We start from the raw sequence: 25071 nt of genomic DNA on the forward strand, positions 1-25071 counted from the left end.
TCATGCTCGACAGGCAACATCTTTCGATCCTTCGTGAAGTCGACCGCCTGGGCAGCCTGACGGCTGCGGCGGAAAGGCTGAACGTCTCGCAGTCTGCGCTCAGCCATACGATCCGCAAACTTGAAGAGCGCTACGGTGTGGCGATGTGGGAAAAATACGGTCGCAACCTGCGTCTCACCGAGGCCGGTCGCTACATCGTCCGGCTGGCGCAGCGTGTTCTTCCGCAGATCGAAAGGGCTGAGAATGTGCTGTCGGATTATCGCCATGGCCAGCGAGGCTCACTAAAGATCGGCATGGAATGCCATCCCTGCCATCAGTGGCTGATGGGGGTGACCAAGCCCTATCTCATGGGCTGGCCGGACGTCGATCTGGAACTCACGACATCCTTCGCCTTCGGTGGCGTGGCAGCCCTGACAGGCTACGAAATCGATATCCTGATCACACCCGACCCGATCGAGGCACCCGGTATCCAGTATCTGTCGGTGTTCGATTACGAACTGGTGCTCGCCGTTCCGGCCGGTCACCCGTTGGCGCAGAAACCTCACGCCGAACCTGCCGATCTGCTGGATGAGACGCTGTTTACCTATCCGGTACCGCCGGAGCGGCTGGATGTCTTCACGCAGTTCCTCGTGCCCGCCAATGCCCGCCCGCGCCACCACCGCAATGTCGAGACAACGGAAATGATGCTTCAGCTCGTCGCGGCAGGTCGCGGCGTCAGCGCCATCCCGAACTGGCTCGTGCGTCGCGAAGCCGCAACACTCGGTGTCCATCCCGTCAGTATCGGCCAACCCGGCATCCGCAAAAGCATTCATCTCGGTTTCAGGGACGGTGACGACACTGTCGATTTCATCGCAGGATTTCTCGCAACATCACGTCAGACATCGGCTTGACGCGTTGGTGGCATGAATGAGCGCTTGGGGGGGGAAGGCGACATTAGTCTGTATGAAGTAGGCTAACTTAGGAGGCTGTCCGGTGAGAGCCCGTTAAGCGCATAAAATCCAGATACGCTATTGCCTTTTATCAATCATTGTTCGTGCCATTTAATGAAGAGCCGTGCCCTCCAATAACGCCTGGAGCCGTAATCTGATGTCATCATCAATTTCGGCTTCACACAGCAAAGTTAGGGTAGCAACGGTTTCCTGCGGCCAGTCTTTCTGATCCCACTCGGACAAAGCTCGAATTGACATGTTGCGGTTTCTCACGACCGGGCTGAGTAAACCTGCAGCAATAAACGCCCAGCCCTTGCCGGGAAATTTCCCCAAATCCTGCAATATGAAACCCAAAGCACTGTGCGACGAGTACTCCGGACCGAGGCCGAGTTCGTTTCCTGGACCTGTCGCGATTTCATCAAGCGGAATTTTCTTCAATCCAAGGTCCAGTACGCGATCGATGCGGTCAGCATCGGAAGTACGCATTAGATCCCACCAATAGTCTTCACCGGCTTCAGTGCGTCTATAGAAGTATGGCCAAGGATCGATCCCGAATTCCCGGCAATCCCTGCTCGCACTCCAAAACTGTTGCCCGTTTCCAGATTGCAGAGCCTCGTGAATAATCGTGTGCCATTTTCCCTTAACAAGCAGATCGGCGAGCTTTGTGGACATTAGATCCACCTTATCGGCAGACCAATCTTGCGCCAGCTTTTCGTCCCCGGATTGATGCGCGTCGAGCCGATCCTTCAGCTTCGAGAGAAAGGAGTAATGCGAGGCAGAGTCGAATTTGTCGGTTCCGTGCTTCAGCAAAGCCGCAACAGCGGCGCAACCATGCTCATAGTCGGATAATCCTTCGGTAGGACCGCCTTCCCCGTCCAGCAACGTTTCAACAATATCAACAGCCGAGTTGAAGAGGTCATCGTCAATACGGTCAGCCTGAAGTGCTAAATGTAGATCGCCGGATCTGGCACAAATACAGGCCAAGTACTCATACATGACGTTGTTTTTAAAGCCTTCGCGAATGAGCCAGTCTTTGATTTCGGGATCGGTTGTCTTGGCTAATCGCTCGACTGTGCCGATTTTTCCCCATCCTTCTGCCGCCTTTGCAAGCTTCCAAAGGACTTTATCGCTGTAGCCTTCGTTACCTGCAATGGCGGCTGCGGCGTAGAGTGTGAATTCATCATGCCGCCCCAACGTCAGGAGAATCTCGGAGTCGTCGTGTCCCCTAAGAAGGCCCAGCAACGCTATAGAGAATTTCACCGGCTCCCTGTCGGTAGCTTGTGTCGCGAACCAGTGGGCAATCTCATAAAGTCGATCGGCATCCAAAGACTTCTCAAGCCAAATTTTTTCGGCCAAATCGTCAATAACACCTATCACATGCCCATCCTTGAGGTGAGAATAGAGGGCCGTTATGTTGCTGTCAGATGCGTTCTCAGTTGCTCTTCTCAACGTCTCATAGAGTTGTAACACCGCTTGTTCCCCCGATTTGGAAGAGCCATGGCGACTCATTATTCCATCCATGGCTCCCGGCGCGAATGAGATCCTGTTTGGATCACGGGGTTGCTCGTCGGGAAGGCGGTAACCTTCTTCGGACAAACCTGTTGGCTTTTCGGGGTCAATATGTGTGGCGATATGCGTGTAGATTGAGAGAGTGCTTCGCCAAGGCGGATTCCGTTTGCTAGGGGGCCAGACCTTCTTCTTAAAAATGTTAAACATTGCCTAGTGACTATCCAGTTTCATTTTGCATGCTATCTCGATTACAATTTGTTCATAGAATTGCAACGCAGTCTCCCTCAGCATCTTGATCACCTATCCTCAATGACTGCGGGGCAGCGATGGTAATCTTGCGACGCTGGACAATGTGTTCGCAATGGGCCGAAAGGAGCCACCGGCCAGGTCGGATTGGGCAAGAAGGTGATTGCGCCTAAGCGACCAGGGTTTCCGGGGCCCGTCGTCACGTCGCTTCGCCCAGATGTGCCCTCATCCAGCGGGCTTCCTCGGTGGCACTGCGCCCGAAATACTGGCGAAAATCGCGGCTGAAATGGGCGGCGCTCGCATAGCCGACTTCGGCTGCAACCGTGGCCACGGGACCATGGTTGCGGGCGATCATCAGGCGCGCTTCGTGCAGCCGCATCGCCTTGAGGTAGCGAACCGGCGATGTGCCTGTCAGGGCCTTGAAGTGGGCGTGGTAGGACGGAACACTCATTCCGGCCTCGGCGGCCAGAGCCGGCACGGAAAGTTCCGAGGAGAACGAGGCGCGAATGCGCGCGAGACTTTCAACGATCCGGCCGGTGGTCCCCCGCTGACGCAGGGCCGCCCGTAGAGCATTTCCCTGCGGGCCGACGAGCACCAGATAGTGCAGTTCCCGCTTCAAGCCGGGCCCGAGGATTGCACTTTCCTGCGGATCGGCGAGCACCCGAAGGGTCCTGCTCAAAAGCTCCCGCATCCTCGGTGTTATCGGGCTTGAAACAAGGCTGCGGGCCTGCTCCTGCACGGGGTTTCCCCGCTCCTCCAGCATCACGGCAATCTCTGCGGCGAGAGGCAGGTCGAATTCGACATAAAGTGCCAGCAAGGGCCGTTCAGGGCTGGCTTGCGACGCCATCCGGAATGGAACTGGCACCGACACGCCGAGGTAATGATCGGCATCGTAGCGATAGACCTGCCCGTCCAGAAAACCCTGTTTTGCACCTTGCAGCACAAAGACCGCACCGGGGCGATACAGCACGGGCACGTCCTCCAGAATGGCTTCGGAGCGCAGGATGCGCATGCCTGCCAGCGCGGTGGGAGTGTAGCCGGGGCGCGACGCGAGCTTAGACGCCTGCGCTGTGAGATCGTCAACATCAATAGGATTGAGCAATTCTATCATAGGATCTGCACTATTTTGCCTCGAACGCTCAGACTATCTGTCAATTCATCGAAAAGCAAAAGTGAGGGCTCTTTCATGACTGCCAGGACTTTCTTCATCACTGGCGCCAATTCGGGGTTCGGGTTCGCCGTGGCCCGGGCAGCACTCGAGGCCGGGCATGAGGTGATCGGCACGGTTCGCTCGGAGGCGGCGCGCTCCGCTCTCAGCGAGCGTCTTCCCCGATCCCATGCCGTATTGTGCGACGTTACCGATTTCGACCGCATCGAGGCAACCGTCCAGCAGGCCGAGGACGATTTCGGCCCGGTCGACGTCCTGATCAACAATGCCGGTTACGGGCACGAGGGAGTGCTGGAAGAATCCCCGCTGTCCGAGATGCAACGCCAGTTCGACGTCAACGTGTTCGGCGCGGTCGCTGTGGCCAAGGCTTTCCTGCCGCGGTTCCGTAAGCGGGGCTCGGGCTTCGTCGTCAACGTTACCTCCATGGGTGGTTTAATCACCATGCCGGGTATTGCCTATTACTGCGGCAGCAAGTTTGCGTTGCAGGGTATATCCGAGGTGATGCGTGCCGAGATGGCGCCATTCGGGGTGCATGTAACAGCGCTCTGCCCCGGCTCCTTCCGCACCGACTGGGCCGGACGCTCCATGGTCCGCACAGAGCGCTCCATCGCGGAGTATGACGCGCTGTTTGATCCGATCCGCGAGGCGCGACAGAACAAACACGGCGCGCAACTCGGCGATCCGGACAAACTTGCCGATGCGGTCCTGACCCTTGTCGCCTCCGAAAACCCCCCACCGCAACTGCTTCTCGGCAGCGATGCCCTTGGTCTGGTCCGCACGCGGCTTCAGGCGATGCTGCAGGAGATAGACGACTGGGAACCGCTCACCCGTTCGACAGACGGTTGACGGAACGGAGCGCCAGACCGCGCCATATCTCGGCCCGAGGCTGCGACCGCTTCGGGCCGAAAGCCAGCCAGAAAAAAAGCCGGCTACGCATCAATTCTCACACATTGCGACGGCATGGAAATTGTCTAGTTTTGCTGAACTGACAGACAGGAAGGGCAACGGGCGGTGATGGTTGAGCGCGATCAGGATGAGGCATTACTGACACCACACGATGACGGGGCAGCGAGGCATTTGTCTGGCATGGAGTTGCCTGACGTCGTGCTGGAGGCAACGGATGGTACGGCCGTCAATCTTCGCGGACCGGGCTTGTCGGTGGTCTATGCCTATCCTCGGACAAGCCCGCCCGGAGGCAAGGCGATTGATGGATGGGATGCCATTCCCGGTGCGAGAGGCTGCACACCGCAATCCTGCGCCTTCCGGGACCATTTCGCCGAATTGAAGGCCCTGGGAGCAACGCATCTGTTTGGCCTTTCCACGCAGACCACGGACTATCAACGGGAAGCGGCCGAACGGCTTCACCTGCCCTTTCCCCTCCTCTCCGACCATTCGCTTCGTCTGGCATCAGCACTTCGCCTGCCAACGTTTCAGGCTGGCGGCATGACATTGCTGAAAAGGCTGACGATGATTATCGAGACAGGCGTGATCAGGCACGTCTTCTACCCCGTTCATCCGCCAGAAAACAACGCGGATGCCGTGATTGCCTGGTTGAAAGCCAATAGAAATTCCTGAACGGATCGATGCCAGCGTTGCCAGCCCCGGCTTTCAGTGTCCTTGGAATTATGCCGGCCGATGGCATGTTTTTAAAGGGCGGACGCAAGGAACGGGTCCAGCTTTCCCGGGCTCGTATCAACGCGAGCGCCGACACGACTGTCGCGTAATATCCATCAAAAAAGACCCTTCGAGATGTGGTTCGCGAAGGGTCTGATTCATGTCTGGAGATTCTCGTTAGATGGCGGCTTATCACGCCGCCTTGCTGCGCGCCCGATCGTGGGTCGCGTTGAGCTGTCGAGCGACGATATCGTGATTGAGCCACTGCACCGGTCCGGTAGGTGCGCTGGACGATCTGAAAATCAACTGCCCCGTTGCTTCCACCACGAATGTGCTCAGGTGGTCACTGATCAGTGACTTGCCATCGCGGTGCATCTGCGTGATTTCGTGTGACGTGCCGATGGTGAGATCGGCCTGAGCCTGGCTGTTCGGCATCGGCCATGCCGAGAAATTGTAGAACGGGATCATCACATCGCTGGCCTGCATGGTTCTGATCTTGTCCATAACGTCGTCGAGGGTGACGTTGTCGGCCAGCAGAGCCTGGCATGCCTGCCATTGTTCCCGCGCCCATTCCGCGCCGCCTTCTTTTTTCAAAGCCAGGAGAAGCGGTATCAAAGGCAGTTCGATACCCGTGAACACGTCGGAAGAGTTCGTCCGGATTTCCGGGCAATTATAGACGGATGCCTTGATGCCAGCCGCCCATGCCCGCTCGGCTATACCCTCGAGCCGCATCTTTGCGTAGCCCTGCGTATAGTTGGTGTAGGTCTGCCAGCGATATTCGCCATCGATGAGGATTTCGCTGCCGTGATAACCGTAGGCCGTGTAGCGGACCTGGCAACCAGACGCTTCGACACGCTCACGAATGGCAGAGCTGAATTCGATCAGGTGGCCGAACGTATCTGCCGACACCGCATCGAAATTCTTCAGGATCAGCTTGCCCAGATCACTCTCGATGAGCGCCTGAGACGACATGTGCCTTGCCCCGGTGCCCTTGTAGATACGGTTAGCAAGAACCAGGAACACCTTTGCTTTCGGTATGCCGCCCGCCATCGTGTGCGCGAAAAACACGTTCTGACCCTTGCCGATCATCCCGTCGAGTTCGGCCATCACCTGCGTCAGCGCATCCGTGAAACGCTTGGCGGAAATGTTCTGACATTGCTCGATGTAGCTCCAGTCGAGCTTGTCGTCTTCCCAGCTCGTAAGCGACATGTCTGCCAGAAGATCGGTTGGCGTTTGTCCGCCTTCCGGGGCATCGAGATCAAAACCTGCCATGAGCGGGATATTGATGATCTTGCCGCCCAGCCGCTCTTCGGCCGCTGCCAGCTCTTCCGCGTCAAGCGGACGCAGAGTATTGTCTTCGTTGCGACGGCCGACCGTGATGCCGACAATCTTCATTCCCGCCTTGCGCGCTTCATCGAGCAGTCCCGTGGCATAACCACGTCCGAAAAGTTCGCCAAAAAGGACGAAGATATCACCGCTCTTGAAAACAGTGTTTTTGGGAAGCTGCTGCTGAGAGGACGAGTTTTTCATTTTTCAAACATTCTTCATTCAAGACTTCGAGCGTCGGCTAACCGACTTCTGGATCATGAGATGCCTAAATTCGCGCGTCTTGGGAATTCATATTGGGTTACAGAGCATCGCATAACGTGAGCGCCACCCGCACTGTTCCCTGCCCCGCCGCCCGATTGCAGGCGATCCGCGCACTGTTTTCGTGAAAATGGCACACTGTCTGCGGCGCCTGAAAACCACGTCGGAAAGGCCGTCCGAGCGGGAGATGCCACATCTTCACCTCGGTTCGAGACATGTGCACGCTCGATTCGCACAAGGCATGGACTAGGGAGATATCCTCTCGCCCGAGGCTTACGTTTACGATGCGGAAATGCTTAATACCGGGAATGACAGAACCCACAGTCGAACAAACTGAACAACTCGCCATCGCTTTTGAGCGCTTCACCCGCCGGTTCAAGGTCGCCGAGGCGGCCGCCGCGATGCATAACGGGCTTAATGCGCTCGACATCCAGGTCCTTCTGTTCATCAACGAACGTCCCGAATGCAGCCTGGGAGACGTTGCGCGCCACATTCAGGTCGCGCTGACGACAATGTCGTCCTCGGCTGACCGGCTGGTGCGCCGGGACATGATCGAGCGGAACAGGCCAGAGACCGACCGTCGATCGGTCGCTCTCACACTCACACAAAATGGGAAAGACGCTGTCGCGGGTTACATGGACGGTTACAGAGCCTCCTGCCGGGCAATGCTGGAGGCGCTCGATGATACTGATCGGATCGCGTTTCTTCGTCTGACGGACAAAATCGCAAAATACGATAATTGAATAATACGAGATTCGTAGTATATCGCTGACACCGAAACTGTCAGGGATATGAAATGAGCAAGGCACCGTCTTCCGCACTCGTCACAGGCGCAAACAAGGGCATCGGCCTCTCCATTGCCCGGCAGCTTGGCACAAATGGCCTGCTGGTCTGGCTTGGATGCAGGGATTTGTCGCGCGCAGATGCGGCGGCGCACCAATTGCAGAGTGAAGGCATTGAAGCGCGTGCAGTCCAGCTCGATGTGACGGATGAGGCAAGCGTTGCCGCCGCCGTTCAAACCATCGACGGCGAGACGGGCAGTCTCGATGTTCTGGTCAATAACGCCGGGCTCATGTTCGGACCACCGCCTTCCCTAGCGGAGGAATCGATCGATGAGATCAGGCGGATGTTCGAGACCAACGTGTTTGGCGCATTGCGCGTCACTCAGGCCTTCTTGCCGTTGCTGCGCAGATCAGAGGCGGCGCGGATCGTCATGATGAGCAGCGGCCTCAGTTCGCTCGCAGATTCTCTCGATATGCGAAGCGAGACATGGAATGTGGGGTTCGGCGGTTACTGCGCATCAAAGACGGCGCTCAACATGCTGACCGTGAAGCTGGCAAAAGAACTCGATCGCGAAGGGATCAAGGTGAATGCGGTAGATCCGGGCCTGACATCCACTGATATGACGGGGAACGGCGCCGGCCACCCGCCTGAAATTGGCGCGCGCCCGGCCGTCGCACTGGCAATGGCTCACGCGTTCGGACCATCGGCCGGTTTTTACAGCTGTTCGGCACAGGGCGAACTGGTTCAGAAAAACTGGTGAGATGCGGGTCGATACCGGAGAGCGGGACAAATCCGTTTCGCCTCCCGGTTTTCTGAACGCCCTGCCCTGTATTGAAAACGGAATATAACGTCCGCGGTGGCTATTATGTCTGGTTAGGGCCTACGGCGCTGAACGAACATCGGCCGTTGCGTTTGACAAGACACATCATTTACGATGGGGCATTGTTGTTTCCAGAGATTGATAGTGACCTTTCCGAGCATGTCTTTCCATCTGCTCGCCCCTGTGGCCATGCTCGTTGGCGCCTATCTCCTGGTCCGTTGCATCGCCATGCTGGCACGGATGATCTTTCCAAAGGTAAGGGTTCGGTTTTCGGCGGGTGAAGCCCCATGCAAACTGACGATACCCCGGCCGGACCGCTACGTTATCAACGTTCTGATCCCGCCTTTCACCTTCATCACCGGCGTGTCCCATTTCTCCGCCCGGTTTTCCGTCACTACATTTCCCGGCAAAGTACCGCTGGATTATCGATCCTACGGACGCTCGCTTTTTCGCGTTCAGAGAACTGATATGGCGGGGAAACAATCCGTGCCGCTCGGTTCATTCGAGTGCACGGCGCCAGGCGAAATCGTGATTACCTGCGACAATCCCGAGACGATACGCCCGAACTATCTGCTGGAAGTGTCTTCCCATGTCTCCGCGCTAAAGCTTGTCGCCCTTATCCTGGCAACGATCATGTCATCGGCCATGACAATCGGCGGCCTCATCATCTCCATCCTATGGATAAGCGGAAAGATCTGAGCGCCTCAGCGCCTTCAGCGGTCACGAAGAGGCTCCCGCTCTGCGCCAGCGCTAGCCGTATCATTTGATCGCCTGCTCAAGTTCAAGCAAATTGCCCTCGGGATCACGTGCGTAAGCGATCAAGTATGGGCTCTCAGGCGTCCCGAAATCCGTAATTTGTCCGATTTGCGATCCCCCGGCCTCGATTATGCTGGAAAGGGTGCTGCGGATGTCTTCCATCCGAAATGCAAGGTGCCCAAAGCCGGGTTCGTTGACCCTTGGCTCGCCACGATGATGCGTAATTCGATGCTCGTGAATCTCCAGAAAAGGATGTTCCAGTTCAGGGAACTTGAGCCAGATTGTGAGAATTTTAGAGTTGGAAAGCCCATTTCCTCGCGAGACCTTTTCACCAGATAACGTCTTAGGTCCGCGAAGGACTGTGCATTTCATAACGTTCACGTAAAATGCCGCGAGCGGTTCCGCGTTTCTGGCAACCAAGTTGATATGAGCTAGTCTCAACGCGCTTCGCATCCTCGTTTTGTATCAGCTTCGCTGCACGCGGTGAAACAATTCCGCTTTGGGCCAACGCATCACGAACGGCCTGACACCGGCGAGATATCTGCCACACGCTCACGCTGAAGACCGCTCATGGCGACGCTTTCAGATGTATGTATCGAAAGCGTCGGCCTCACTTTGAGTGGTGAAGGTGAATGTGACCAGTTCACTGTCATCGGGTTGGCGAATACCAATCGCGGTGACAATCAACCTGGCGATCTCATCCTGAGCTTCACTTCCCGACCGGGACAACTTCACCGTTTTCTCGATGGCCGGTGCGAATACCTCGCTGATGACGCCGAGGCGCATATTGTGTTTCATGATAATATCCCGGTCCTCGATGATCGCGGCCTGCTCATCCTTCGGAATTCCGGCATTGTCCATTGCGCTTATCGTGGCATTGGTCGCGAGCTTGATCGGGCCCTCCTCGAGCCACCGCTCAACCATCTGATGGAACTGGCGCATACGCGCAGCGGGGATTGTTTTCTGTACAGTAATCGACATCGGCGTTCCTTTATCAGCTTCCATGCATACTCGATACCAGCTCCCCGTATAAGGGCCGCTCGCACTCAGTAAGAACTTGCGTGAGCAGCGTGTAGGGCGTCGAGCAACAAGCTTCAATTGATTTGTGCTGAAGGTCAGTCGCCATGGAATTGGGCGAACCAAGCTTACATTCAGTAAGGGCCGAAACTATCGCCTCTTCGGAGTTCAACTGCGGGGTCATGGGGCCGCACAGTTATCGTGCGCTCGCTTCGGTAAGTTTTGCCGAGATCGGAAACAATTTCAATTTCACACATCACTTTGGCCGGAGCAACGATGGAAACCCTTATGGTTGCATCCGCAAGCCATGTTGGCGGCATCGCATTTGCCTCCATCATTCGCAAAACCGCACCCCCATAATATTCCTCTGAAAGGGCAAAAGCAGGATGATCGGGTGTCTCCGTTGCATGCGTCAGTTTGAGTTGAAGTTGACGTTCGCCGAGGTTGTTGAGTACGGAAACGTATTGGCCTAAAGCCCAGTAGCCATTGAAATCATTGTAACGACTTACAAATGATCCAAGAATGCCATCGCAAATCCCTTGGAACTGCTTTCTTCTGGACATATGAAAACCAGCTCCCTTCGCCACCAATCTGAGGATGTAGCGTCTTCCGGTAGCAGCAACTTTCTCTTGATGGCAAGCTTTCAGTCCATTCGACGCCGCCACGGACAGTTCCACGGTCGTGGCAACCCGGTCATATCGCGGAAGCGCCGATGGTAGCCGCCCCTGAGGAGCTACGCCCAAGGTTGAGGTCGAATGGAATTCAATAAACCGCCAGCTACCAACCAAAGGGCGAGTTTTTAGCAACGTAAGTAAGAGATTCGTCACGGAAACCCCATAGGCTCCTCCCCGACAGGAAAAGCGATAGCGGCTATGGTTTTTGGGCATGATGCTTGATTACAACTCACTTTTGATTGCGCTTGCCGTCTCGGCCACGTGTCTTGGTGTGACCCTGCTCGGTAGCTGGTTCGCGCGCCGCTCCGAGACCTTTCTGCTGAGCTGTACGCTCGGGCTCGTGCTCATCGTCAGCGGCATCATTACCTACGGCCTTTATGTGGACGATCCTGTCGTTGCGTTCGGCGTGATGTCGTTCATTCTTCTTCACGCGGGCTTCGCGATCATTTGGGGAGCAGGCTGCCAGTTTCGCAGCAACAGATTGCCGCTACGACCCGTTCTTGCCTGTGCCATCGCGGCAATGCTTGTCTCTATTCCGCCGCTCGTGATCGGTTACGACGGGATCGCATTTATCGCCCAGAATTCGGCGATTGCCACGATGCTCTTCGCGACCGCCTGGCAATATTGGCGCGCACGCGAAGAAGCGCTGGTTCCCCTCACCGGAATTTGCATCCTCTATTGGCTGACGGGGGTGTCCTTTGTTCTGTGCGCCGCCGTTCTCGTTGCCGATGGAAAGGCCGTACTGGGCGTCGCGCCAAGCAATTGGGCCGAGGATCTCAGCATCGCCATCTGCATCGCCGGGATGACAGGCATCGGCGCCCTTTCACTAGCGCTTCACCAATGGCGGCTCGCGGCGCGGCACCGTCTGGACGCCATCACAGATCCGCTAACCGGTCTCCTGAATCGCCGTGCGCTGTTCGAGCGCTGCGGTCAGCGTATGATCGGACCGGAAACGGCAATCCTGGTCTTCGACCTCGATCATTTCAAATCCATCAACGACACGTTCGGGCACGCCGCTGGCGACCGCGTGCTGAAAATCTTCGCTGCCGAACTCGCGGCCAACTGTGGAGCCGGTGATACCGCTGCGCGCCTCGGCGGCGAGGAATTCGCTCTGATTTTGAAAGAAGTCATGCCCAATCGCGCCGAGATGGTGGCGGAAGGCATTCGCAAAGCATTCGCTGATCACAGGATTCACCTGGAAGGCGAAACCCTCACATGCACGGTCAGCGCCGGCGTTGCCTTGGGGCGCTCCGCGCCAATGGATTTCGACGCGATGCTGAGCGCGGCGGACAAGGCGCTCTATATCGCCAAGCGCGCGGGCCGAAACCGGATCGAGGTTGCAAGCCATCTCCACGCTGTATCGACAGGTTCTGCTCGCACCGTCTCATAAGCGACTGCGCCCGAGGCGGGCAATGCGGTATGACCTTCTCCATTAACGTCGGCTACGGGCTGCCGCTAATCTCTACTTCACCCGCCTTCCCTCTCTTATGACTTGGTGCACACCGGCTTCTGCGCAAAACGACAATGGCTCGAGAGTGGCGTTTCGGGCCGAAAGCAGGCATTGCCGACATCGCAAAACTGCCTATTCTGCCAACCTGAAGACATCAATCGGGTTGGTTTGCTGATGACACCAGACGAATTGAAGATCGTGCGGCGGGCCTATGCCATGCAGATTGTGGCGGCTGTAAGGGTTGTCGATGCCCGTGTTGAGAAAGCTTTTGCCGAGGTGCCGCGAGAAGATTTTCTTGGTCCCGGGCCGTGGCCGATCTTTCGTATGCGCAAGGCCTATGTGCAAACCCCGACCGCCAATCCCGTCTACCTCTATACCGATGACGTTGTCGGTATCCTGCCCGAGCGCCGCATCAACAACGGGCAGCCATCGCTCCACGCCTTGCTACTTTCGCAGGCTACTCTCAAGGCCGGTGAGCATGTCGTGCATGTTGGCGCCGGTGCGGGATATTATTCGGCAATTATGGCCAACCTCGTCGGCGCGTCCGGCAGGGTGACGGCGATCGAGTTCGAGCCGGAACTTGCGGCCCGCGCCACCGCCAATCTCGCCCCATATCAAAACACCTCGGTGGTTCACGGCGATGGCAGCGCTGCGGCGTTCGATCCCGCCGATGTGATCTATGTGAACGCTGGCGCAACACGGCCAGCAACGATCTGGCTGGACCGCCTCAAGGACGGTGGGAGGCTGATCCTGCCACTCACGACCGATCTTGGCTTCGCCAACAGCAATTGGAGCAACATGCATCTTCGCGGGGCAGTGTTTCTGATAACGCGCAGGGGCGAGGAATTCCAGGCACAATGGATTTCACCCGTCGCCATCTTCCCCTGCGAAGGTATGCGCGACGAACACTCCGAAAAAGCGCTCGCGGCGGCATTCGAAAGCGGAGAACACAGAAGGGTCACACGGCTTTATCGAACGGATGATCTGCCGGAAGAACAATGCTGGCTCCGCGCTCCCGGCTGGTGCCTGGCCTATGCTTGAGGAAAGGGCATTGTGTAGCGCCGCTGACGGAGGCTTTCTTTTTAAACGTTCTCACCAAACTGAAATAGATGTGGATGCGTCGTTTAAATGATGTTGTTCCTTATATGTTCTCGTGTCACTATGTCATAAATGTTCCCAGCGATTCACGCCGAAAGGACTATCATGACACCTTTTTCCGAACTCAGGCAGCAGGCAGGCCTTTCAATCCAGGAAGTGGCCCGCGAGATGGGGTTCGACGAGCGGACGGTCTACCGTTGGGAGAGTGGGGACACATCTCCACGAAAGCCGGTGATGGAGCTACTGCGAAAAAAAATAGCCAGTAAGAGCATTGCTGGGGATGGTGCTTTCAGTTTCATTGATCTGTTCGCCGGCATCGGTGGCTTCAGGCGTGCTTTTGAGCCGCTCGGCGGAAGATGCGTCTTCACCTCGGAATGGGATACCTTTTCACAGAAAACATACCGCGCAAATTACGCAATCGATCATGAACTGGCCGGGGATATCACGGCTATTCCAGCCACGGATGTTCCTGCTCATGACGTGTTGCTGGCGGGATTTCCATGCCAGCCCTTCTCCTTGGCGGGCGTGTCGAAGAAGAACTCACTGAACCGTCCCCACGGCTTCCAATGCAATATGCAGGGCACACTGTTTTTCGATGTAGCCCGCATTATTCAGCATCACAGGCCGAAGGCCTTCCTGCTCGAGAATGTCAAGAATCTCAAGAGCCATGATAAAGGCCGGACCTTTGACATTATCATGCGGACGCTGCGGGAAGACCTTGGCTATAATGTGCAGACACGCATTATTGATGCCCGTGCTTGGGTTCCTCAGCATCGGGAGCGTATCTTCATCGTCGGGTTCCGTGATGACAATGATTTCGATTTTGACGCTATGATGCTACCTGCGGCCGAAAATAATCCATCCCTGCGGTCAATCCTGCATCCGGAAGACGGCAGCGAGGAGACCTGTGACCGCTTCACCGCCGGCCCCGACAGCAAAGTACTCGACCGTTACACGTTGTCTGATCATCTCTGGACCTATCTGCAGAACTATGCAGAAAAGCATCGGCTTGCCGGAAACGGGTTCGGATTTGGTTTGTTCGGGCCGGAAGATGTCGCTCGCACCCTCTCTGCGCGATATCACAAGGATGGTTCGGAAATCCTGATTCGGCAGGAGGGTAAGAATCCACGCCGTCTGACGCCGCGGGAGTGCGCCCGTCTAATGGGTTTTGAAACGCCTGGCGGCAAGCCGTTCGAAATTGTTGTATCTGACACGCAGGCCTATCGCCAGTTCGGCAATGCCGTCGTTGCGCCGGTAGTCCGATCCATTGCTGCTCACATGGTGCCTTTCATTCTCGGCAATGAAGGTCGTCCTCCGGTCGACGCTGATGAGGAAATCAGACAAGTTGCCTGATATTGTGGACCAGGAGACGCGGAGTCGGATGATGTCCGGCATCAGGGGCGTAAACACAAAACCCGAGTTGGCTATTCGAAAAGCTCTGCATAGACAGGGCTTTCGCTTCAGGTTGTATGCCCGCGATGTTCCTGGTCGCCCTGATCTGCTGCTGCCAAAATATCGCGCGGCAATCTTCGTTCACGGCTGTTTCTGGCACGGACATGACTGCTCGCTTTTCCGTATGCCTAGAACAAGAACCCAGTTCTGGCAGGCAAAAATAGATCGTAACCGCAATCGTGATGTGGAAGTGTCAGTCCAGCTGGCTGATCTGGGTTGGCGACAGCTTTCAATCTGGGAATGCGCGTTCCGCGGCAAGGCTCAGATTGGTCTCGATGAGACAGTTGTGCGCACTATTCAATGGATCAGGTCGGACCTTGCAATTTCAGAAATTCGCTCGGAGATTTTATGAAACAGGGGGCCCTGTCAGATTATTTTGTCGGCGTTGGCGCGAAGACGCTGAAAGGTACGGAAGTCGATCCGAAAGTTTCGCACGGGCATGAACTTCAGGGTGTCAATGAATTCAGGGCCTTTCTCGGGTCCCCATCCGAAAAAACAAGGATTGACGTAACCTATGTCTGGCTCAGCGATGAGGAGCCGCCCGTCAGCCTTGCCCTGACCGGAACGTGGTACGACAGCCGCAGGGGGAAGACACACCGGGAGCCAGAGTACCGACTTTATTATCCGGCAGCGTCAGAAGATGTCGTCTATCGTGCCAGGGCGGGCGACACACTCTTTCTTTGCATGCCTCGCGACGGGACACTCATTGCCCTCTTCTGTGCGCACGGCAGCTCAATCGAGCAGCAGCTTCTCTGGCTTTTCGGCCTTGGTCTGACGGCGGACAATGTTATTTCGCAGCGCGATTATCGACATGACGGCGGGCGCGGACTAGACCTTGTCGGACGCTATATTCTGGAACTGATCAATATAGAGGTTATTGCGACCGAAGATCAGTTGCTGGATCAGCTACTGAAAAAATTCGGATCCAGATTTCCCGGTACGCGGGAGTTTTCCGAGTTTTCGCGCCGGCTTGCCAAAGAAGTCGACGCCAAAGCTGATCCTGATCTGGCACTGCTAGAATGGATGGACCTTGAAGAGCGGCTGTTCATGACACTTGAACGGCATATAGTATCTGAGCGGCTTCAGAGAGGTTTCGTTACCGATGGCAAGGCGAACGTTGATGACTTCGTGAAATTCTCACTAAGCGTCCAGAATAGACGGAAATCCCGAGCTGGGTGGGCGTTTGGTAACCACATTGAAGCCCTTCTGAAGCAGCATGGCGTCATATATAAACGCGAGGCCACGACTGAAAAGCGTAATGGGCCAGATTTCCTGTTCCCGGATGAAGGTGCCTATCATGACCCATCCTGGCCCCTTTCAAGGCTCACGATGCTTGGAGTGAAGACAAGCTGCAAAGATCGATGGCGGCAGGTACTGAGCGAAGCGGACCGGATCGAAGAGAAACACCTTCTTACCCTTGAGCCAGGAATTTCCGTTACCCAGACCGATGAGATGAAGCGCGCAAAGCTGCAACTGGTTTTACCTGAGCGGGTCCACGGCACTTATCATGCAGTACAGCGCGATTCACTGATGAAAGTATCAGACTTCATTGAACTGGTGCAGTCGCGGCAGGCTTAGTCGCCTTAAGGCCTTTCGATATGGTTCTGCCGGGCCAACTGCCACGCGCAAGTTTTCAGGGCGTTCTGTGCCGATTGACAGGTAGATAGTGGAATTGGCGAGTATCTGACGGACACCGCGATAGGACACTGCAAATGTGTAACTCGCAGGTTCTTCAGACTCGTCGCGTGCGGTCGTATTTTTGTCATGCGGTTCATGCATGCCCCGACTGATCGCCTCTCAGGCGTCCTGCAAAAATGCCGTCGGGTTCAGCGCGGTTACCTGCCGGAAGGCGTGGGAGAAGGCGGCGGTGCTGGCGAAGCCGGCCTGGTCTGCCACGCGTGCGATGGGTTCTCCCTCGGCGAGCCGCCGCATGGTCCAGGCGATCCGGGCCCGCTGGCGCCATGCCTTCAGTGTCATCCCGGTTTCTGCGGGAAAGAGCCGGCTTGCGGTGCGGACCGATGTGGCAGCGCGAGATGCGAGTTCGCCGAGGTCCATCAGGTTGGCGTGGTCGGCAAGGGCAAGCTCCGCCACGCGCCTGCCCGTCGGGCTTTTCGGCAGGGGAAGGAATGTCGGTGCATCATGCATGGCTGTCAGTTCGTGCAGCATCAGCCTGACGATGAGGGATGCTTTTTCCGATTGAGGATCGGCGGCCACGGCGGCATCGAGCAGAGATCGCAGCAATGGCGTAACCCGCGAAGCGAATGCCCGTTGCGGAAAGGCTGAGGGAACCCACTCCCGGATGGCGGATTGCTGCCAATGCACCATCCACAGTTCCGCATCCGTCATGATATCCAGCCGGTGTGAAACACCTGCGGGTATCCACGCCGCAAGCTGCGGAGGCACCAGCCACATCCCCTCATCCGTATGAACCTGCACCATGCCCGAGGCCGCAAACGTCAGTTGCGCCTCATCATGGGAATGAAGCGGCAAGGCCTCTCCACGGCGTTTGGTCATGCGGTGAATGGTGAAGGGTAGCGGCAAAACGATTGGCCTTTCCGCGATGCAGGTTGGCGTCACATCGAAGAAATCATCTGTTACCATCTTGCCAATGGACGATCAAGGAAGAGCGCGGATGGGAATGAAGATGCAGGCTGTGGTCATCGCCGAATATGGCTCAAACGATGTCGTGGAGTTTACCGAGGTCGACCGGCCGGAGCCACAGGCGGGCGAGGTTCTGGTCAAGGTTCTCGCCGCGGGCGTCAATCCGGTGGACTGGAAAATCCGCAATGGTGCGGGCCAGCGCATGGGAATGACCCTCCCCATCCATCTCGGCGGCGAGCTGGTCGGCGCGATCGAGAAAATAGGAAGCGGCGTCGACGGATTTTCCGAGGGAGAGACGGTTTTCGGAATGGTCCACACCGGCGCCTTTGCGCACTACGCTGTTGTAAAGGCGGGTAACATGGTTCGCGCACCCGCCGGGCTCGACCCGGTTGAGGCCGCAGCACTGCCGCTGGCCGGTACGACGGCATGGCAGGCCCTGTTCGATGTGGCCGACCTGAAAGCCGGGCAGCGCCTGCTCATCACCAACAGTTCCGGCGGCGTCGGCTCGCTGGCGGTGCAATTCGCCAAGGCAAGGGGCGCCCATGTCACGGCGGTCGGCTCGGCGCGTAACGAAGATTTCATTCGCAGTCTCGGCGCAGACATCTTCGTCGACTATACCAGCCAGCCTTTCGAAGCGGTCATCAGCGACATGGACGTCGTGTTTGATACGATGGGTGGCGAGACCTTCGGGCGGGCATTCAAAACCCTGCGCAAAGGTGGCTTCATGGTGACCGTTGTTGCCTTTCCCGATGGCAGCGAAGCCGAACGCTTCGGCGTCAGCGTCAAACGCTCCTTCACCGTGCCAAGCGCGCAAACCCTCACCTCGATCGTGGAGTTGGTCGAAGCAGGCAAGGTAACGCCGCATGTCCATAAGGTCCTGCCGCTTGCCGAGGTCAGGCAGGCACTTGCACTGTCCGAAAGCGGCCGTGCGCGTGGCAAGATCGTGCTGTCCGTTTCGGATTAAAAAGGAAAATACCCGATCTGCTGACCGGGGACGGTCATCTCCAGAAATACTGAATCGCGCTTCAAGTCGATGTCAGCTTGATGTCAGGTGTGTTGTCTACCGATATCTTTGTCGGAGCTAATAGAGTTCCGGTCGAGTGCCTGGGAGGAGTATTCGACTGTGAACACGATGGTGACGCTCGTCATCGTCAGGCGTTCACGAAGTCGACAGGCAAATGTTTTGGAGAGGAAAACATTATGTCCTACAGAGACAATTTTTTACACGCTTTACAGACGGTTATCGTTGCGGCGATGGCGACTTTGATGTTCGCTTTTGGAGTTAAGGCCGAGCAGACAGAGCAAAAGTTAAAGAAAACCATCGAAGTAGAACTCGATTATTTGCTCTACTTGCCGAAAGATTACAAAAATCTCGCAGCGACCAACAGCTTTCCGCTGGTTGTTTACCTGCACGGCGGCGGCGCAGAAAATCTGGCCAAAGTTGGTGAGAATTTTCTGCCCAACCTCATCAACCAAGGCAAAGAATTTCCTTTTATAATGGTGTCTCCGCGCAACCCGCGCGAAGAAGAGTTTTTTCCCCAGGAGCCCCTGGCGACCTTGGTTGAAGACATTGCCTCCACCTACAAGGTCGATCGCGACCGCATTTATCTCGTCGGCAACAGCCGGGGCGCATTCACCGCATTTCAGATGATCCAGAATTATCCGGACACTTACGCGGCGGTCGTCGCCGTGTCCGGCGGCGGCATCGCCCATTACCTCGACCGTGTACGGGCATGGACACCGTTCTGGGTTTTCCATGGCAACAACGACGAAACCGTGAAGCTTTCCGAGTCCGTCGCGATGGTTCAGAAGCTCAAGGATCTGGGCGGAAATCGTGAAATCCGCTTCACTGTCTATGAAGGCGTTGGCCACTCTCAAGCGGATGATTTGGCGTTTTCGGACCCGTCGCTTTACGAATGGCTGCTCAAACAGAGCCGGGTACAACCGAAAGACGTCACTCCAACAGCAAAGTCGACAGATACCGCGGTCAAGCCCGCGGCTGTTATCAAGTAACTCTGCGCAGAGTACCGCGTGAAGGGGGCGTTTCGCCCCCTTTTTCCTATGTGGCGGGCACCGCAAGTTTCGACTGCTGTTCGATCCCGGTGATGTACCATCCGAGCCGGAAGCCCGGTGTCATTTTTACATGCTTGAAACGCCCGCCTGCCCTCACGCCTCATCCAGCGCAAGCGTCAGATCGGCGATGAGGTCGTCAGGATGTTCGATGCCGATGGAGAGGCGGATGGTGGATTCCAGCACGCCGATGCGTTGGCGCACATCGGCCGGTACGCCGGAGTGGGTCATGGTTGCGGGGTGTGAGGCGAGCGATTCCGTGCCGCCGAGGCTGACGGCGAGCTTGAAGATTTTCAGCGCGTTGAGGAACTTGAAGGAGGCCGCCTGCCCGCCGACGATATCGAACGAGAAGGTTGATCCTGCCCCCGTGCTTTGCGCCGCAAAGACCTTTCCCTCCGGTGAGGCCGGATCGCTGAACGGCAGATAGTGGATCTTGTCGACCTTGGGGTGAGCCTGCAGAAATTCGGCCACCAGTCTGGCGTTGCTGTCGGCGCGCTCCATGCGGATCTGCAGCGTTTCCAGCGAGCGGCCGAGCATCCAGCAGGAGTGCGGATCGAGCTGCGTGCCGATGGCGCCGCGCAGCGCCTTTACCTGTTTCATCACGTCCTTGCGGCCAAGGGCTGCCCCGGCAATGAGGTCGGAATGGCCGCCGACATATTTGGTCAGCGAATAGAGCGAGATATCGGCGCCGTGCTCGATCGGCCGCTGGAACACCGGGCCCAGAAGCGTGTTGTCGCAGGCGATGATCGGCCGGTGCCCCTGCTTCTCGCCGATCATATCGGCAATTCGGCGCACCATAGGAATATCGACAACGCTGTTTGTCGGGTTCGCGGGGGTTTCGATGAGAATGACGGATACCCTGCCCTTTTGCATCGCAGCCTCTGCGGCGGCGGTGACCGAGGCCTCGCTGACACCATCGGCAAAGCCCACGGCCGAAACGCCGAAATTGTGGAAGGTCTTTGCCAGCAGCGTTTCCGTGCCGCCATAAAGCGGCTGCGAGTGAAGCACGGTGTCACCCGGCCGCACGAAGGCAAACAGCGTCGTTGAAATGGCTGACATGCCGGAGGAGAACAGCGCGCAGCTTTCGGTGCGCTCATAAACCGCCAGACGATCCTCGACGATCTCGCTGTTGGGATGGTTGAAGCGCGAATAGACGAGGCCAGCGCCCTTGCCCGCCGGAGGCTCCTTGCGGCCGGAAACATAATCGAAGAAATCGCGGCCGTCTTCCGCCGTCTGGAACACGAAGGTCGATGTCAGGAACACCGGCGGCTTTACCGCGCCTTCTGACAATTCCGGATCGTAACCGTAGTTGAGCATCTGCGTTTCAGGGTGAAGCGCGTGGTTGCCGATATGGGTTTTAGACGGATGCGGCGCGGTCATGTCCGGTGTGTCTCCTCAAACAGGCATTGAACTGAGACAAGGTTACACCCAATCGGGCCGAAATACCTTGCATTCTGCAGCGCTGCTCTGTCTGATGGCGCAATAAATTGCGGGGAATGGCCTATAATGTCGCAGAAAATTGCCGATACGATCGACAGACGCATATTGAAAGAACTGTCTGCCGACGCACGCATCACCAACAACGAACTGGCTGAACGCGTTGGCCTTTCGGCATCGGCCTGCCTGCGGCGGCTTCGCCGGCTGGAGGACCTGGGGGTGATCAAGGGCTATTGCGCCATCATCGACCCGGCCACCGAAGGCTGGACCATGACGGCCCTTGCCTCCATTCGCCTCAGCCGCCAGCATGACGATGAAATCCGCATGTTCGAAACGGCCGTTCTGGATTGGGACGAGGTGCTGGAATGCCACCTCGTCACCGGTTCGCGCGATTACATGCTGAAAGTCATGTGCGGCGGGCTGGAGGATTACGAGCGTTTCATCAAGGAAAAGATCGCCAAGCTGAAATGTGTCGATACCATTGAGACCAGCTTCGTGATGAACACCATCAAGGCCCGCCGCATCTGACTAGCGTGATGCATACTGCTCCAGTTCGGCCAGCGTGAAACGCGGCGTGATGTGCTGCGGGCAGTTCCAGTCAAACGCTTCCACCGTGATGAGCGCCAGACGCTCCACCCTTGCCGGGTAATCCGGCATCGTCAGCCGCTCTGCCAGATCAGGATCTTCGTCCGCATCGATAACCCGCATGTGGCCGAAGATTTTCAGGCGCCGCCGGTGGGCATAATCCATCAGAAACAGCGAGACGCGGTCATTGGCGCTGACATTGCCGGTGGTGATGTATTGCCGGTTTCCGCGAAAATCCGCAAAACCCAGCAGCGTCGGATCAACCGCGGTGAGAAAACCCGTCGGCCCACCGCGATACTGCACGTAAGGCCAGCCGGTTTCCGAGACGCTGGCAAGGTAAAACCCATCCCTACCCCGGATGAAGGCGGCTTCCGCCGGGCCAAGCCGCTGGCTTTCACCCGTTTCCGCGCCGTTGCGTGCGCCGATCCGCGCCCATTGCTCCGCACTGCCGTAATGTTCCTGTGCGGCCGCCACGGAAGGTGTTGTGGCGATATTGAGATATCTGCTCATTCCGTTTCATCCTTTCCTGGCCAGTTCATCTCTGCGGGCGGCCGAAGCCGGCTTCAATCCTGCAAGGCCCAGTCCGCCACTTCCCAGCGGGTCTGCCCACGGTCGGAAACGATGCGGCCGAGGCCGGGGAACGGCATGTGCGTGGCGGCAATCAGTGCGCCTTCTGCGGCAGCACGCGGGAAAAACCGGTCGCGCATCGCCCTGGCAGCGTCACGATCCTGCTCGAACAGGAAGAACACATCCGTGGCAGCGGGATGCACCACCGGGAAAATCATGTCCGACACCATGATCATGCTCTTGCCGCCGTCTTCCACCCGCACGCCGATATGGCCGGGCGTATGGCCCGTCAGGTCGACGATCGACACGCCGGGGACGATTTCACGTTCGCCGTCAATCGCCTGCAGCCTGGGGTAAAGGCGCACCACCTCATCCGCCATCTGGAAGCTGGTCTGCAGGTAATCCGGTGCACCGGCGCGCTTGGCGGGGTCGGTCCAGTGCTTGACGTCGCGGCGATCGATATAAAGCTCTGCCTTCGGATAGTTGTTTTTGCCGCCGGCAATCAGACCGCCCATGTGGTCCTGGTGCATATGCGTGACGATCACGGCGTCGATCTGGTCCAGCTTCAGGCCGAGCGTGGCAAGCGCCTGCGGCAACTTGCCGGTCTCGCCGATCGAACCTGCCGCACCGGCATCGATCAGGATGCGGCGTTGTCCATCATCGATCAGATACTGGTTGAACAGGAACCGCACGCCGCTTGGCCGGGCGGTAGACTGGGCGACGGCTGCCTGCTCCACATCGGCCGGGCTGCGGCCGGGAAAGAAGTTGTAGGGCATGTCGGCATAACCGTCCGTCAGCGCTGTCACCGTAAAGCGACCGATGCGGATCTGCGCCAGCGGCGTGACGCTGGCCAGCGCCTTGGCGGGTTCCTGCGCTGCAACGAGGCCTGGCAATGCGCTGCCGATCAGCCCACCGCCAAGAAGGCCAAGAGGAAGAGCGCTGGCGAAGGCACGGCGTGAAAGTTGGGGCATGGCGTCTTTCTCCTGATCTTTGAACAATGGGAGGAGCCGTTTGCGTCCCCTCGACGACATAAAGCTATGATATCCATAAACGATGGGGTATCCTGCCATTTCAGGAAGTTTCCTCTCATTTTCCGGAAGGATGAAATGGACCGGTTTGATGCGATGTCGGTGCTGCTGGCGGTGGTAGATGCGGGCAGTCTTTCAGCGGGGGCGCGGCGCCTGCACGCACCGCTTGCCACCGTCAGCCGCAAGGTCGCCGATCTTGAAAAACACCTCGGCGTGCGCCTGGTGCTGCGCACCCGCCGTGGCCTGACCCTGACGGATGAGGGACGCAGCTACGTTGCCGCATCACGGCGTATTCTGGAGGAACTGGACGCGGTGGAGCGTCAGGCAAGTGGCGATTATGGCGCGCTGCGCGGCGGGCTGCACATGACAGCCCCCGTCACCTTCGGCGAGCGCCATGTGCTGCCAATCGCGCTGGAATTTCTGAAGGAACAACCGGAAATCAACCTGCGGCTGACACTCGCAGACCGGCAGATCAGCCTTGCGGATGAGCATGTGGATGTGGCGCTGCGCATCGGCCATCTGGCCGACAGCGCGCTGATTGCAACCCGCGTCGGCACCGTGCGCCGCGTGGTCTGCGCCAGCCCCGATTACCTGGCCCGACGCGGCATTCCGCTGAAACCCGAGGACCTTGCCCAGCATGACGGCATCAGTTTTCAGGGCTTTGCCAGCGCGCCCGAGGTACGATTCCGCCGCGATGTCTCGGCATTCACCGTCGAGCCCCGCCCCAAACTCGCCGTCAACACCACCGAAGCCGCCATCCAGGCCGCCGTCTCCGGCATCGGCATCATCCGCGTTCTCTCCTACCAGATCGCCGACCAACTGCGCAGCGGCGCCCTGCAGGAAGTGCTGGCAGACTATGCACCAGACCCCCTGCCGATAAACATCATCTACGCCCCAGCCGACCTCCAGCCACTGAAAGTGAGACGTTTTCTCGACTGGATCACACCTCGTTTGCGGTCACGGATGGCGGGGTAGTGTTATTCCGCCAAGGGAATGAGATATCGGCATGATCCTCGCGCTCTGCAGATTATTTCAGACCAGAGCCTCCCAAAAAATGTGCCGCGCCTATCCATTTCTCCACGTAGTCGTGGTTACAGTCCGCACTCCATTCTCTTTTAACCCGCTGAAGTATGAGTGGATGAGCCATGGCTGTAATTCTGAGTACGGATCGACTGTATCTGCGCGAAATAGACGATTCTGACCTCGTTTCATTGGCTGATATCTACGCCGACGATGAGTGTATGAAGTTCTACCCGGGCACAAAAACAGTGGCTGAAACAAAGGCATGGTTTCAGAAACTGGCTTTTGAGAGTTACCGGGCGGATGGGTTTGGACTATGGGCGGTCGTTGACCGTCTGACCGGGCAAGTCATTGGTGATTGCGGCATCACGCGACAACAGACGCCGGCAGGTATGGAGCCCGAAATCGGTTATCATCTCTGGCGTGAATTCTGGGGGAAAGGGCTCGCGACTGAAGCCGCAACCGCCTGTCGTGATTACGCCCTTGAGACACTGGGTCTCAACCGGGTCGTCAGCATCACGACGCCCGAAAATATCGCCTCCCAGCGGGTCGCTCAAAGGGTTCACGACCGAAAAGAAATCTATCAGAAACGGTCAGGAGACAGCGGTATCCTGGTGGACCGTTTTCTCTACATCAGCGACAAGAGATAACGGCTTCGTT

The 25071-nt window shown here is 57.3% G+C and carries 26 protein-coding genes; 16 read left to right on the top strand and 10 right to left on the bottom strand.

All coding sequences use genetic code 11. The features are described 5' to 3' along the window. Nucleotides 1-2: 2 nt before the first annotated feature. Complete coding sequence (locus HWX89_RS16770) at nucleotides 3-890, top strand: LysR family transcriptional regulator (protein WP_138795008.1); 888 nt, start codon at nucleotides 3-5, stop codon at nucleotides 888-890. A 150-nt stretch (nucleotides 891-1040) separates the two neighbouring features. Here HWX89_RS16770 and HWX89_RS16775 read toward each other — a convergent pair whose 3' ends face one another. Both HWX89_RS16775 and HWX89_RS16780 read right to left on the bottom strand, forming a co-directional pair. Further along, nucleotides 1041-2645 carry a hypothetical protein gene (locus HWX89_RS16775; protein WP_138795007.1) on the bottom strand — a complete coding sequence of 535 codons (1605 nt, stop codon included), beginning with the start codon at nucleotides 2643-2645 and terminating at the stop codon, nucleotides 1041-1043. Nucleotides 2646-2883: 238 nt separating this feature from the next. Further along, nucleotides 2884-3795, bottom strand: coding sequence for an AraC family transcriptional regulator (locus HWX89_RS16780; RefSeq protein WP_138795006.1), 912 nt, complete (start codon nucleotides 3793-3795; stop codon nucleotides 2884-2886). Nucleotides 3796-3870: 75 nt separating this feature from the next. Between HWX89_RS16780 and HWX89_RS16785 the strand changes: the two genes are divergently transcribed. Together HWX89_RS16785 and HWX89_RS16790 are read left to right on the top strand one after the other, a co-directional pair. Then, nucleotides 3871-4698, top strand: a complete 828-nt coding sequence (locus tag HWX89_RS16785) for an oxidoreductase (RefSeq protein WP_138795005.1) — start codon at nucleotides 3871-3873, stop codon at nucleotides 4696-4698. A 168-nt stretch (nucleotides 4699-4866) separates the two neighbouring features. Then, nucleotides 4867-5427, top strand: coding sequence for a peroxiredoxin (locus tag HWX89_RS16790; RefSeq protein ID WP_138795076.1), 561 nt, complete (start codon nucleotides 4867-4869; stop codon nucleotides 5425-5427). Between the two features lie 231 nt (nucleotides 5428-5658). Here HWX89_RS16790 and HWX89_RS16795 read toward each other — a convergent pair whose 3' ends face one another. After that, nucleotides 5659-6996 carry an enoyl ACP reductase FabMG family protein gene (locus HWX89_RS16795; protein ID WP_138795004.1) on the bottom strand — a complete coding sequence of 446 codons (1338 nt, stop codon included), beginning with the start codon at nucleotides 6994-6996 and terminating at the stop codon, nucleotides 5659-5661. 365 nt (nucleotides 6997-7361) lie between these two features. On the opposite strand from HWX89_RS16795, the gene HWX89_RS16800 reads away from it, so the two are divergent. The 3 genes from HWX89_RS16800 to HWX89_RS16810 all read left to right on the top strand — a co-directional run bounded on the left by HWX89_RS16800 (nucleotide 7362) and on the right by HWX89_RS16810 (nucleotide 9355). Next, the gene (locus HWX89_RS16800; protein ID WP_138795003.1) at nucleotides 7362-7796 is read left to right on the top strand and encodes a MarR family winged helix-turn-helix transcriptional regulator; all 435 of its coding nucleotides are present in this window, start codon (nucleotides 7362-7364) and stop codon (nucleotides 7794-7796) included. A 53-nt stretch (nucleotides 7797-7849) separates the two neighbouring features. Continuing rightward, nucleotides 7850-8596, top strand: coding sequence for an SDR family oxidoreductase (locus HWX89_RS16805; RefSeq protein ID WP_138795002.1), 747 nt, complete (start codon nucleotides 7850-7852; stop codon nucleotides 8594-8596). 204 nt (nucleotides 8597-8800) lie between these two features. Further along, nucleotides 8801-9355: a hypothetical protein gene (locus tag HWX89_RS16810; RefSeq protein ID WP_138795001.1), complete on the top strand. Its 555-nt coding sequence runs from the start codon at nucleotides 8801-8803 to the stop codon at nucleotides 9353-9355. 60 nt (nucleotides 9356-9415) lie between these two features. On the opposite strand, the gene HWX89_RS16815 is transcribed toward HWX89_RS16810, so the two are convergent. The 3 genes from HWX89_RS16815 to HWX89_RS16825 form a co-directional block, all read right to left on the bottom strand. Then, nucleotides 9416-9865 carry a VOC family protein gene (locus HWX89_RS16815; RefSeq protein WP_246705200.1) on the bottom strand — a complete coding sequence of 150 codons (450 nt, stop codon included), beginning with the start codon at nucleotides 9863-9865 and terminating at the stop codon, nucleotides 9416-9418. 129 nt (nucleotides 9866-9994) lie between these two features. Continuing rightward, on the bottom strand, nucleotides 9995-10393 hold the full coding sequence (locus tag HWX89_RS16820; protein ID WP_178340808.1) for a hypothetical protein: 399 nt from the start codon (nucleotides 10391-10393) through the stop codon (nucleotides 9995-9997). 170 nt (nucleotides 10394-10563) lie between these two features. Then, a complete protein-coding gene (locus HWX89_RS16825) occupies nucleotides 10564-11256 on the bottom strand; it encodes a hypothetical protein (RefSeq protein WP_138794998.1) in 693 nt (230 codons plus the stop codon). A gap of 58 nt (nucleotides 11257-11314) precedes the next feature. Here HWX89_RS16825 and HWX89_RS16830 point away from each other — a divergent pair, with 58 nt between their 5' ends. From HWX89_RS16830 to HWX89_RS16850, 5 genes are all read left to right on the top strand, one after another. Further along, nucleotides 11315-12493 carry a GGDEF domain-containing protein gene (locus HWX89_RS16830; protein WP_138794997.1) on the top strand — a complete coding sequence of 393 codons (1179 nt, stop codon included), beginning with the start codon at nucleotides 11315-11317 and terminating at the stop codon, nucleotides 12491-12493. 234 nt (nucleotides 12494-12727) lie between these two features. Then, nucleotides 12728-13594 carry a protein-L-isoaspartate O-methyltransferase family protein gene (locus tag HWX89_RS16835; protein ID WP_138794996.1) on the top strand — a complete coding sequence of 289 codons (867 nt, stop codon included), beginning with the start codon at nucleotides 12728-12730 and terminating at the stop codon, nucleotides 13592-13594. 162 nt (nucleotides 13595-13756) lie between these two features. Beyond that, nucleotides 13757-15004: a DNA (cytosine-5-)-methyltransferase gene (dcm, locus tag HWX89_RS16840; protein ID WP_138794995.1), complete on the top strand. Its 1248-nt coding sequence runs from the start codon at nucleotides 13757-13759 to the stop codon at nucleotides 15002-15004. Next, nucleotides 14979-15455 carry a very short patch repair endonuclease gene (locus HWX89_RS16845; protein WP_286086212.1) on the top strand — a complete coding sequence of 159 codons (477 nt, stop codon included), beginning with the start codon at nucleotides 14979-14981 and terminating at the stop codon, nucleotides 15453-15455. Before dcm ends, HWX89_RS16845 begins: the two co-directional genes overlap by 26 nt. Then, nucleotides 15452-16681, top strand: a complete 1230-nt coding sequence (locus HWX89_RS16850; RefSeq protein WP_138794993.1) for a type II restriction endonuclease — start codon at nucleotides 15452-15454, stop codon at nucleotides 16679-16681. Before HWX89_RS16845 ends, HWX89_RS16850 begins: the two co-directional genes overlap by 4 nt. Nucleotides 16682-16900: 219 nt before the next feature. Here HWX89_RS16850 and HWX89_RS16855 read toward each other — a convergent pair whose 3' ends face one another. After that, entirely contained in the window at nucleotides 16901-17704 is an 804-nt protein-coding gene (locus HWX89_RS16855) for an AraC family transcriptional regulator (protein ID WP_210271438.1), read from the bottom strand. A gap of 31 nt (nucleotides 17705-17735) precedes the next feature. Between HWX89_RS16855 and HWX89_RS16860 the strand changes: the two genes are divergently transcribed. Together HWX89_RS16860 and HWX89_RS16865 are read left to right on the top strand one after the other, a co-directional pair. Next, nucleotides 17736-18668 (top strand): NADP-dependent oxidoreductase, encoded by a 933-nt coding sequence (locus HWX89_RS16860; RefSeq protein ID WP_246705202.1) that lies wholly within the window; start codon nucleotides 17736-17738, stop codon nucleotides 18666-18668. Nucleotides 18669-18904: 236 nt separating this feature from the next. Further along, nucleotides 18905-19717: a carboxylesterase family protein gene (locus tag HWX89_RS16865; RefSeq protein WP_178340809.1), complete on the top strand. Its 813-nt coding sequence runs from the start codon at nucleotides 18905-18907 to the stop codon at nucleotides 19715-19717. A gap of 153 nt (nucleotides 19718-19870) precedes the next feature. On the opposite strand, the gene HWX89_RS16870 is transcribed toward HWX89_RS16865, so the two are convergent. Then, the gene (locus HWX89_RS16870; RefSeq protein ID WP_138794991.1) at nucleotides 19871-21154 is read right to left on the bottom strand and encodes a cystathionine gamma-synthase family protein; all 1284 of its coding nucleotides are present in this window, start codon (nucleotides 21152-21154) and stop codon (nucleotides 19871-19873) included. A gap of 126 nt (nucleotides 21155-21280) precedes the next feature. Between HWX89_RS16870 and HWX89_RS16875 the strand changes: the two genes are divergently transcribed. Beyond that, entirely contained in the window at nucleotides 21281-21739 is a 459-nt protein-coding gene (locus HWX89_RS16875; protein ID WP_138794990.1) for an Lrp/AsnC family transcriptional regulator, read from the top strand. On the opposite strand, the gene HWX89_RS16880 is transcribed toward HWX89_RS16875, so the two are convergent. Then, a complete protein-coding gene (locus HWX89_RS16880; RefSeq protein ID WP_138794989.1) occupies nucleotides 21740-22306 on the bottom strand; it encodes a pyridoxamine 5'-phosphate oxidase family protein in 567 nt (188 codons plus the stop codon). Nucleotides 22307-22359: 53 nt separating this feature from the next. Beyond that, nucleotides 22360-23334 (bottom strand): MBL fold metallo-hydrolase, encoded by a 975-nt coding sequence (locus tag HWX89_RS16885; RefSeq protein WP_178340810.1) that lies wholly within the window; start codon nucleotides 23332-23334, stop codon nucleotides 22360-22362. A 135-nt stretch (nucleotides 23335-23469) separates the two neighbouring features. On the opposite strand from HWX89_RS16885, the gene HWX89_RS16890 reads away from it, so the two are divergent. Together HWX89_RS16890 and HWX89_RS16895 are read left to right on the top strand one after the other, a co-directional pair. Beyond that, entirely contained in the window at nucleotides 23470-24366 is an 897-nt protein-coding gene (locus tag HWX89_RS16890) for a LysR family transcriptional regulator (protein ID WP_178340811.1), read from the top strand. A 170-nt stretch (nucleotides 24367-24536) separates the two neighbouring features. Continuing rightward, nucleotides 24537-25061, top strand: a complete 525-nt coding sequence (locus tag HWX89_RS16895) for a GNAT family N-acetyltransferase (RefSeq protein ID WP_138792315.1) — start codon at nucleotides 24537-24539, stop codon at nucleotides 25059-25061. Nucleotides 25062-25071: the final 10 nt, after the last annotated feature.

Origin of the sequence: Rhizobium sp. RM (genome assembly GCF_013390595.1) — a bacterium.
Classification (GTDB): domain Bacteria; phylum Pseudomonadota; class Alphaproteobacteria; order Rhizobiales; family Rhizobiaceae; genus Agrobacterium.

Bases quoted from the DNA above. Each gene is read 5' to 3' on its own strand.
- HWX89_RS16770 (WP_138795008.1), top strand. From the start codon at position 3: ATGCTCGACAGGCAACATCTTTCGATCCTTCGTGAAGTCGACCGCCTG.
- HWX89_RS16775 (WP_138795007.1), bottom strand. From the start codon at position 2,645: ATGTTTAACATTTTTAAGAAGAAGGTCTGGCCCCCTAGCAAACGGAAT.
- HWX89_RS16780 (WP_138795006.1), bottom strand. From the start codon at position 3,795: ATGATAGAATTGCTCAATCCTATTGATGTTGACGATCTCACAGCGCAG.
- HWX89_RS16785 (WP_138795005.1), top strand. From the start codon at position 3,871: ATGACTGCCAGGACTTTCTTCATCACTGGCGCCAATTCGGGGTTCGGG.
- HWX89_RS16790 (WP_138795076.1), top strand. From the start codon at position 4,867: ATGGTTGAGCGCGATCAGGATGAGGCATTACTGACACCACACGATGAC.
- HWX89_RS16795 (WP_138795004.1), bottom strand. From the start codon at position 6,996: ATGAAAAACTCGTCCTCTCAGCAGCAGCTTCCCAAAAACACTGTTTTC.
- HWX89_RS16800 (WP_138795003.1), top strand. From the start codon at position 7,362: ATGACAGAACCCACAGTCGAACAAACTGAACAACTCGCCATCGCTTTT.
- HWX89_RS16805 (WP_138795002.1), top strand. From the start codon at position 7,850: ATGAGCAAGGCACCGTCTTCCGCACTCGTCACAGGCGCAAACAAGGGC.
- HWX89_RS16815 (WP_246705200.1), bottom strand. From the start codon at position 9,865: ATGCGAAGCGCGTTGAGACTAGCTCATATCAACTTGGTTGCCAGAAAC.
- HWX89_RS16820 (WP_178340808.1), bottom strand. From the start codon at position 10,393: ATGTCGATTACTGTACAGAAAACAATCCCCGCTGCGCGTATGCGCCAG.
- HWX89_RS16830 (WP_138794997.1), top strand. From the start codon at position 11,315: ATGATGCTTGATTACAACTCACTTTTGATTGCGCTTGCCGTCTCGGCC.
- HWX89_RS16835 (WP_138794996.1), top strand. From the start codon at position 12,728: ATGACACCAGACGAATTGAAGATCGTGCGGCGGGCCTATGCCATGCAG.
- dcm (WP_138794995.1), top strand. From the start codon at position 13,757: ATGACACCTTTTTCCGAACTCAGGCAGCAGGCAGGCCTTTCAATCCAG.
- HWX89_RS16845 (WP_286086212.1), top strand. From the start codon at position 14,979: ATGAGGAAATCAGACAAGTTGCCTGATATTGTGGACCAGGAGACGCGG.
- HWX89_RS16850 (WP_138794993.1), top strand. From the start codon at position 15,452: ATGAAACAGGGGGCCCTGTCAGATTATTTTGTCGGCGTTGGCGCGAAG.
- HWX89_RS16855 (WP_210271438.1), bottom strand. From the start codon at position 17,704: ATGGTAACAGATGATTTCTTCGATGTGACGCCAACCTGCATCGCGGAA.
- HWX89_RS16860 (WP_246705202.1), top strand. From the start codon at position 17,736: ATGGGAATGAAGATGCAGGCTGTGGTCATCGCCGAATATGGCTCAAAC.
- HWX89_RS16865 (WP_178340809.1), top strand. From the start codon at position 18,905: ATGTCCTACAGAGACAATTTTTTACACGCTTTACAGACGGTTATCGTT.
- HWX89_RS16870 (WP_138794991.1), bottom strand. From the start codon at position 21,154: ATGACCGCGCCGCATCCGTCTAAAACCCATATCGGCAACCACGCGCTT.
- HWX89_RS16875 (WP_138794990.1), top strand. From the start codon at position 21,281: ATGTCGCAGAAAATTGCCGATACGATCGACAGACGCATATTGAAAGAA.
- HWX89_RS16880 (WP_138794989.1), bottom strand. From the start codon at position 22,306: ATGAGCAGATATCTCAATATCGCCACAACACCTTCCGTGGCGGCCGCA.
- HWX89_RS16885 (WP_178340810.1), bottom strand. From the start codon at position 23,334: ATGCCCCAACTTTCACGCCGTGCCTTCGCCAGCGCTCTTCCTCTTGGC.
- HWX89_RS16890 (WP_178340811.1), top strand. From the start codon at position 23,470: ATGGACCGGTTTGATGCGATGTCGGTGCTGCTGGCGGTGGTAGATGCG.
- HWX89_RS16895 (WP_138792315.1), top strand. From the start codon at position 24,537: ATGGCTGTAATTCTGAGTACGGATCGACTGTATCTGCGCGAAATAGAC.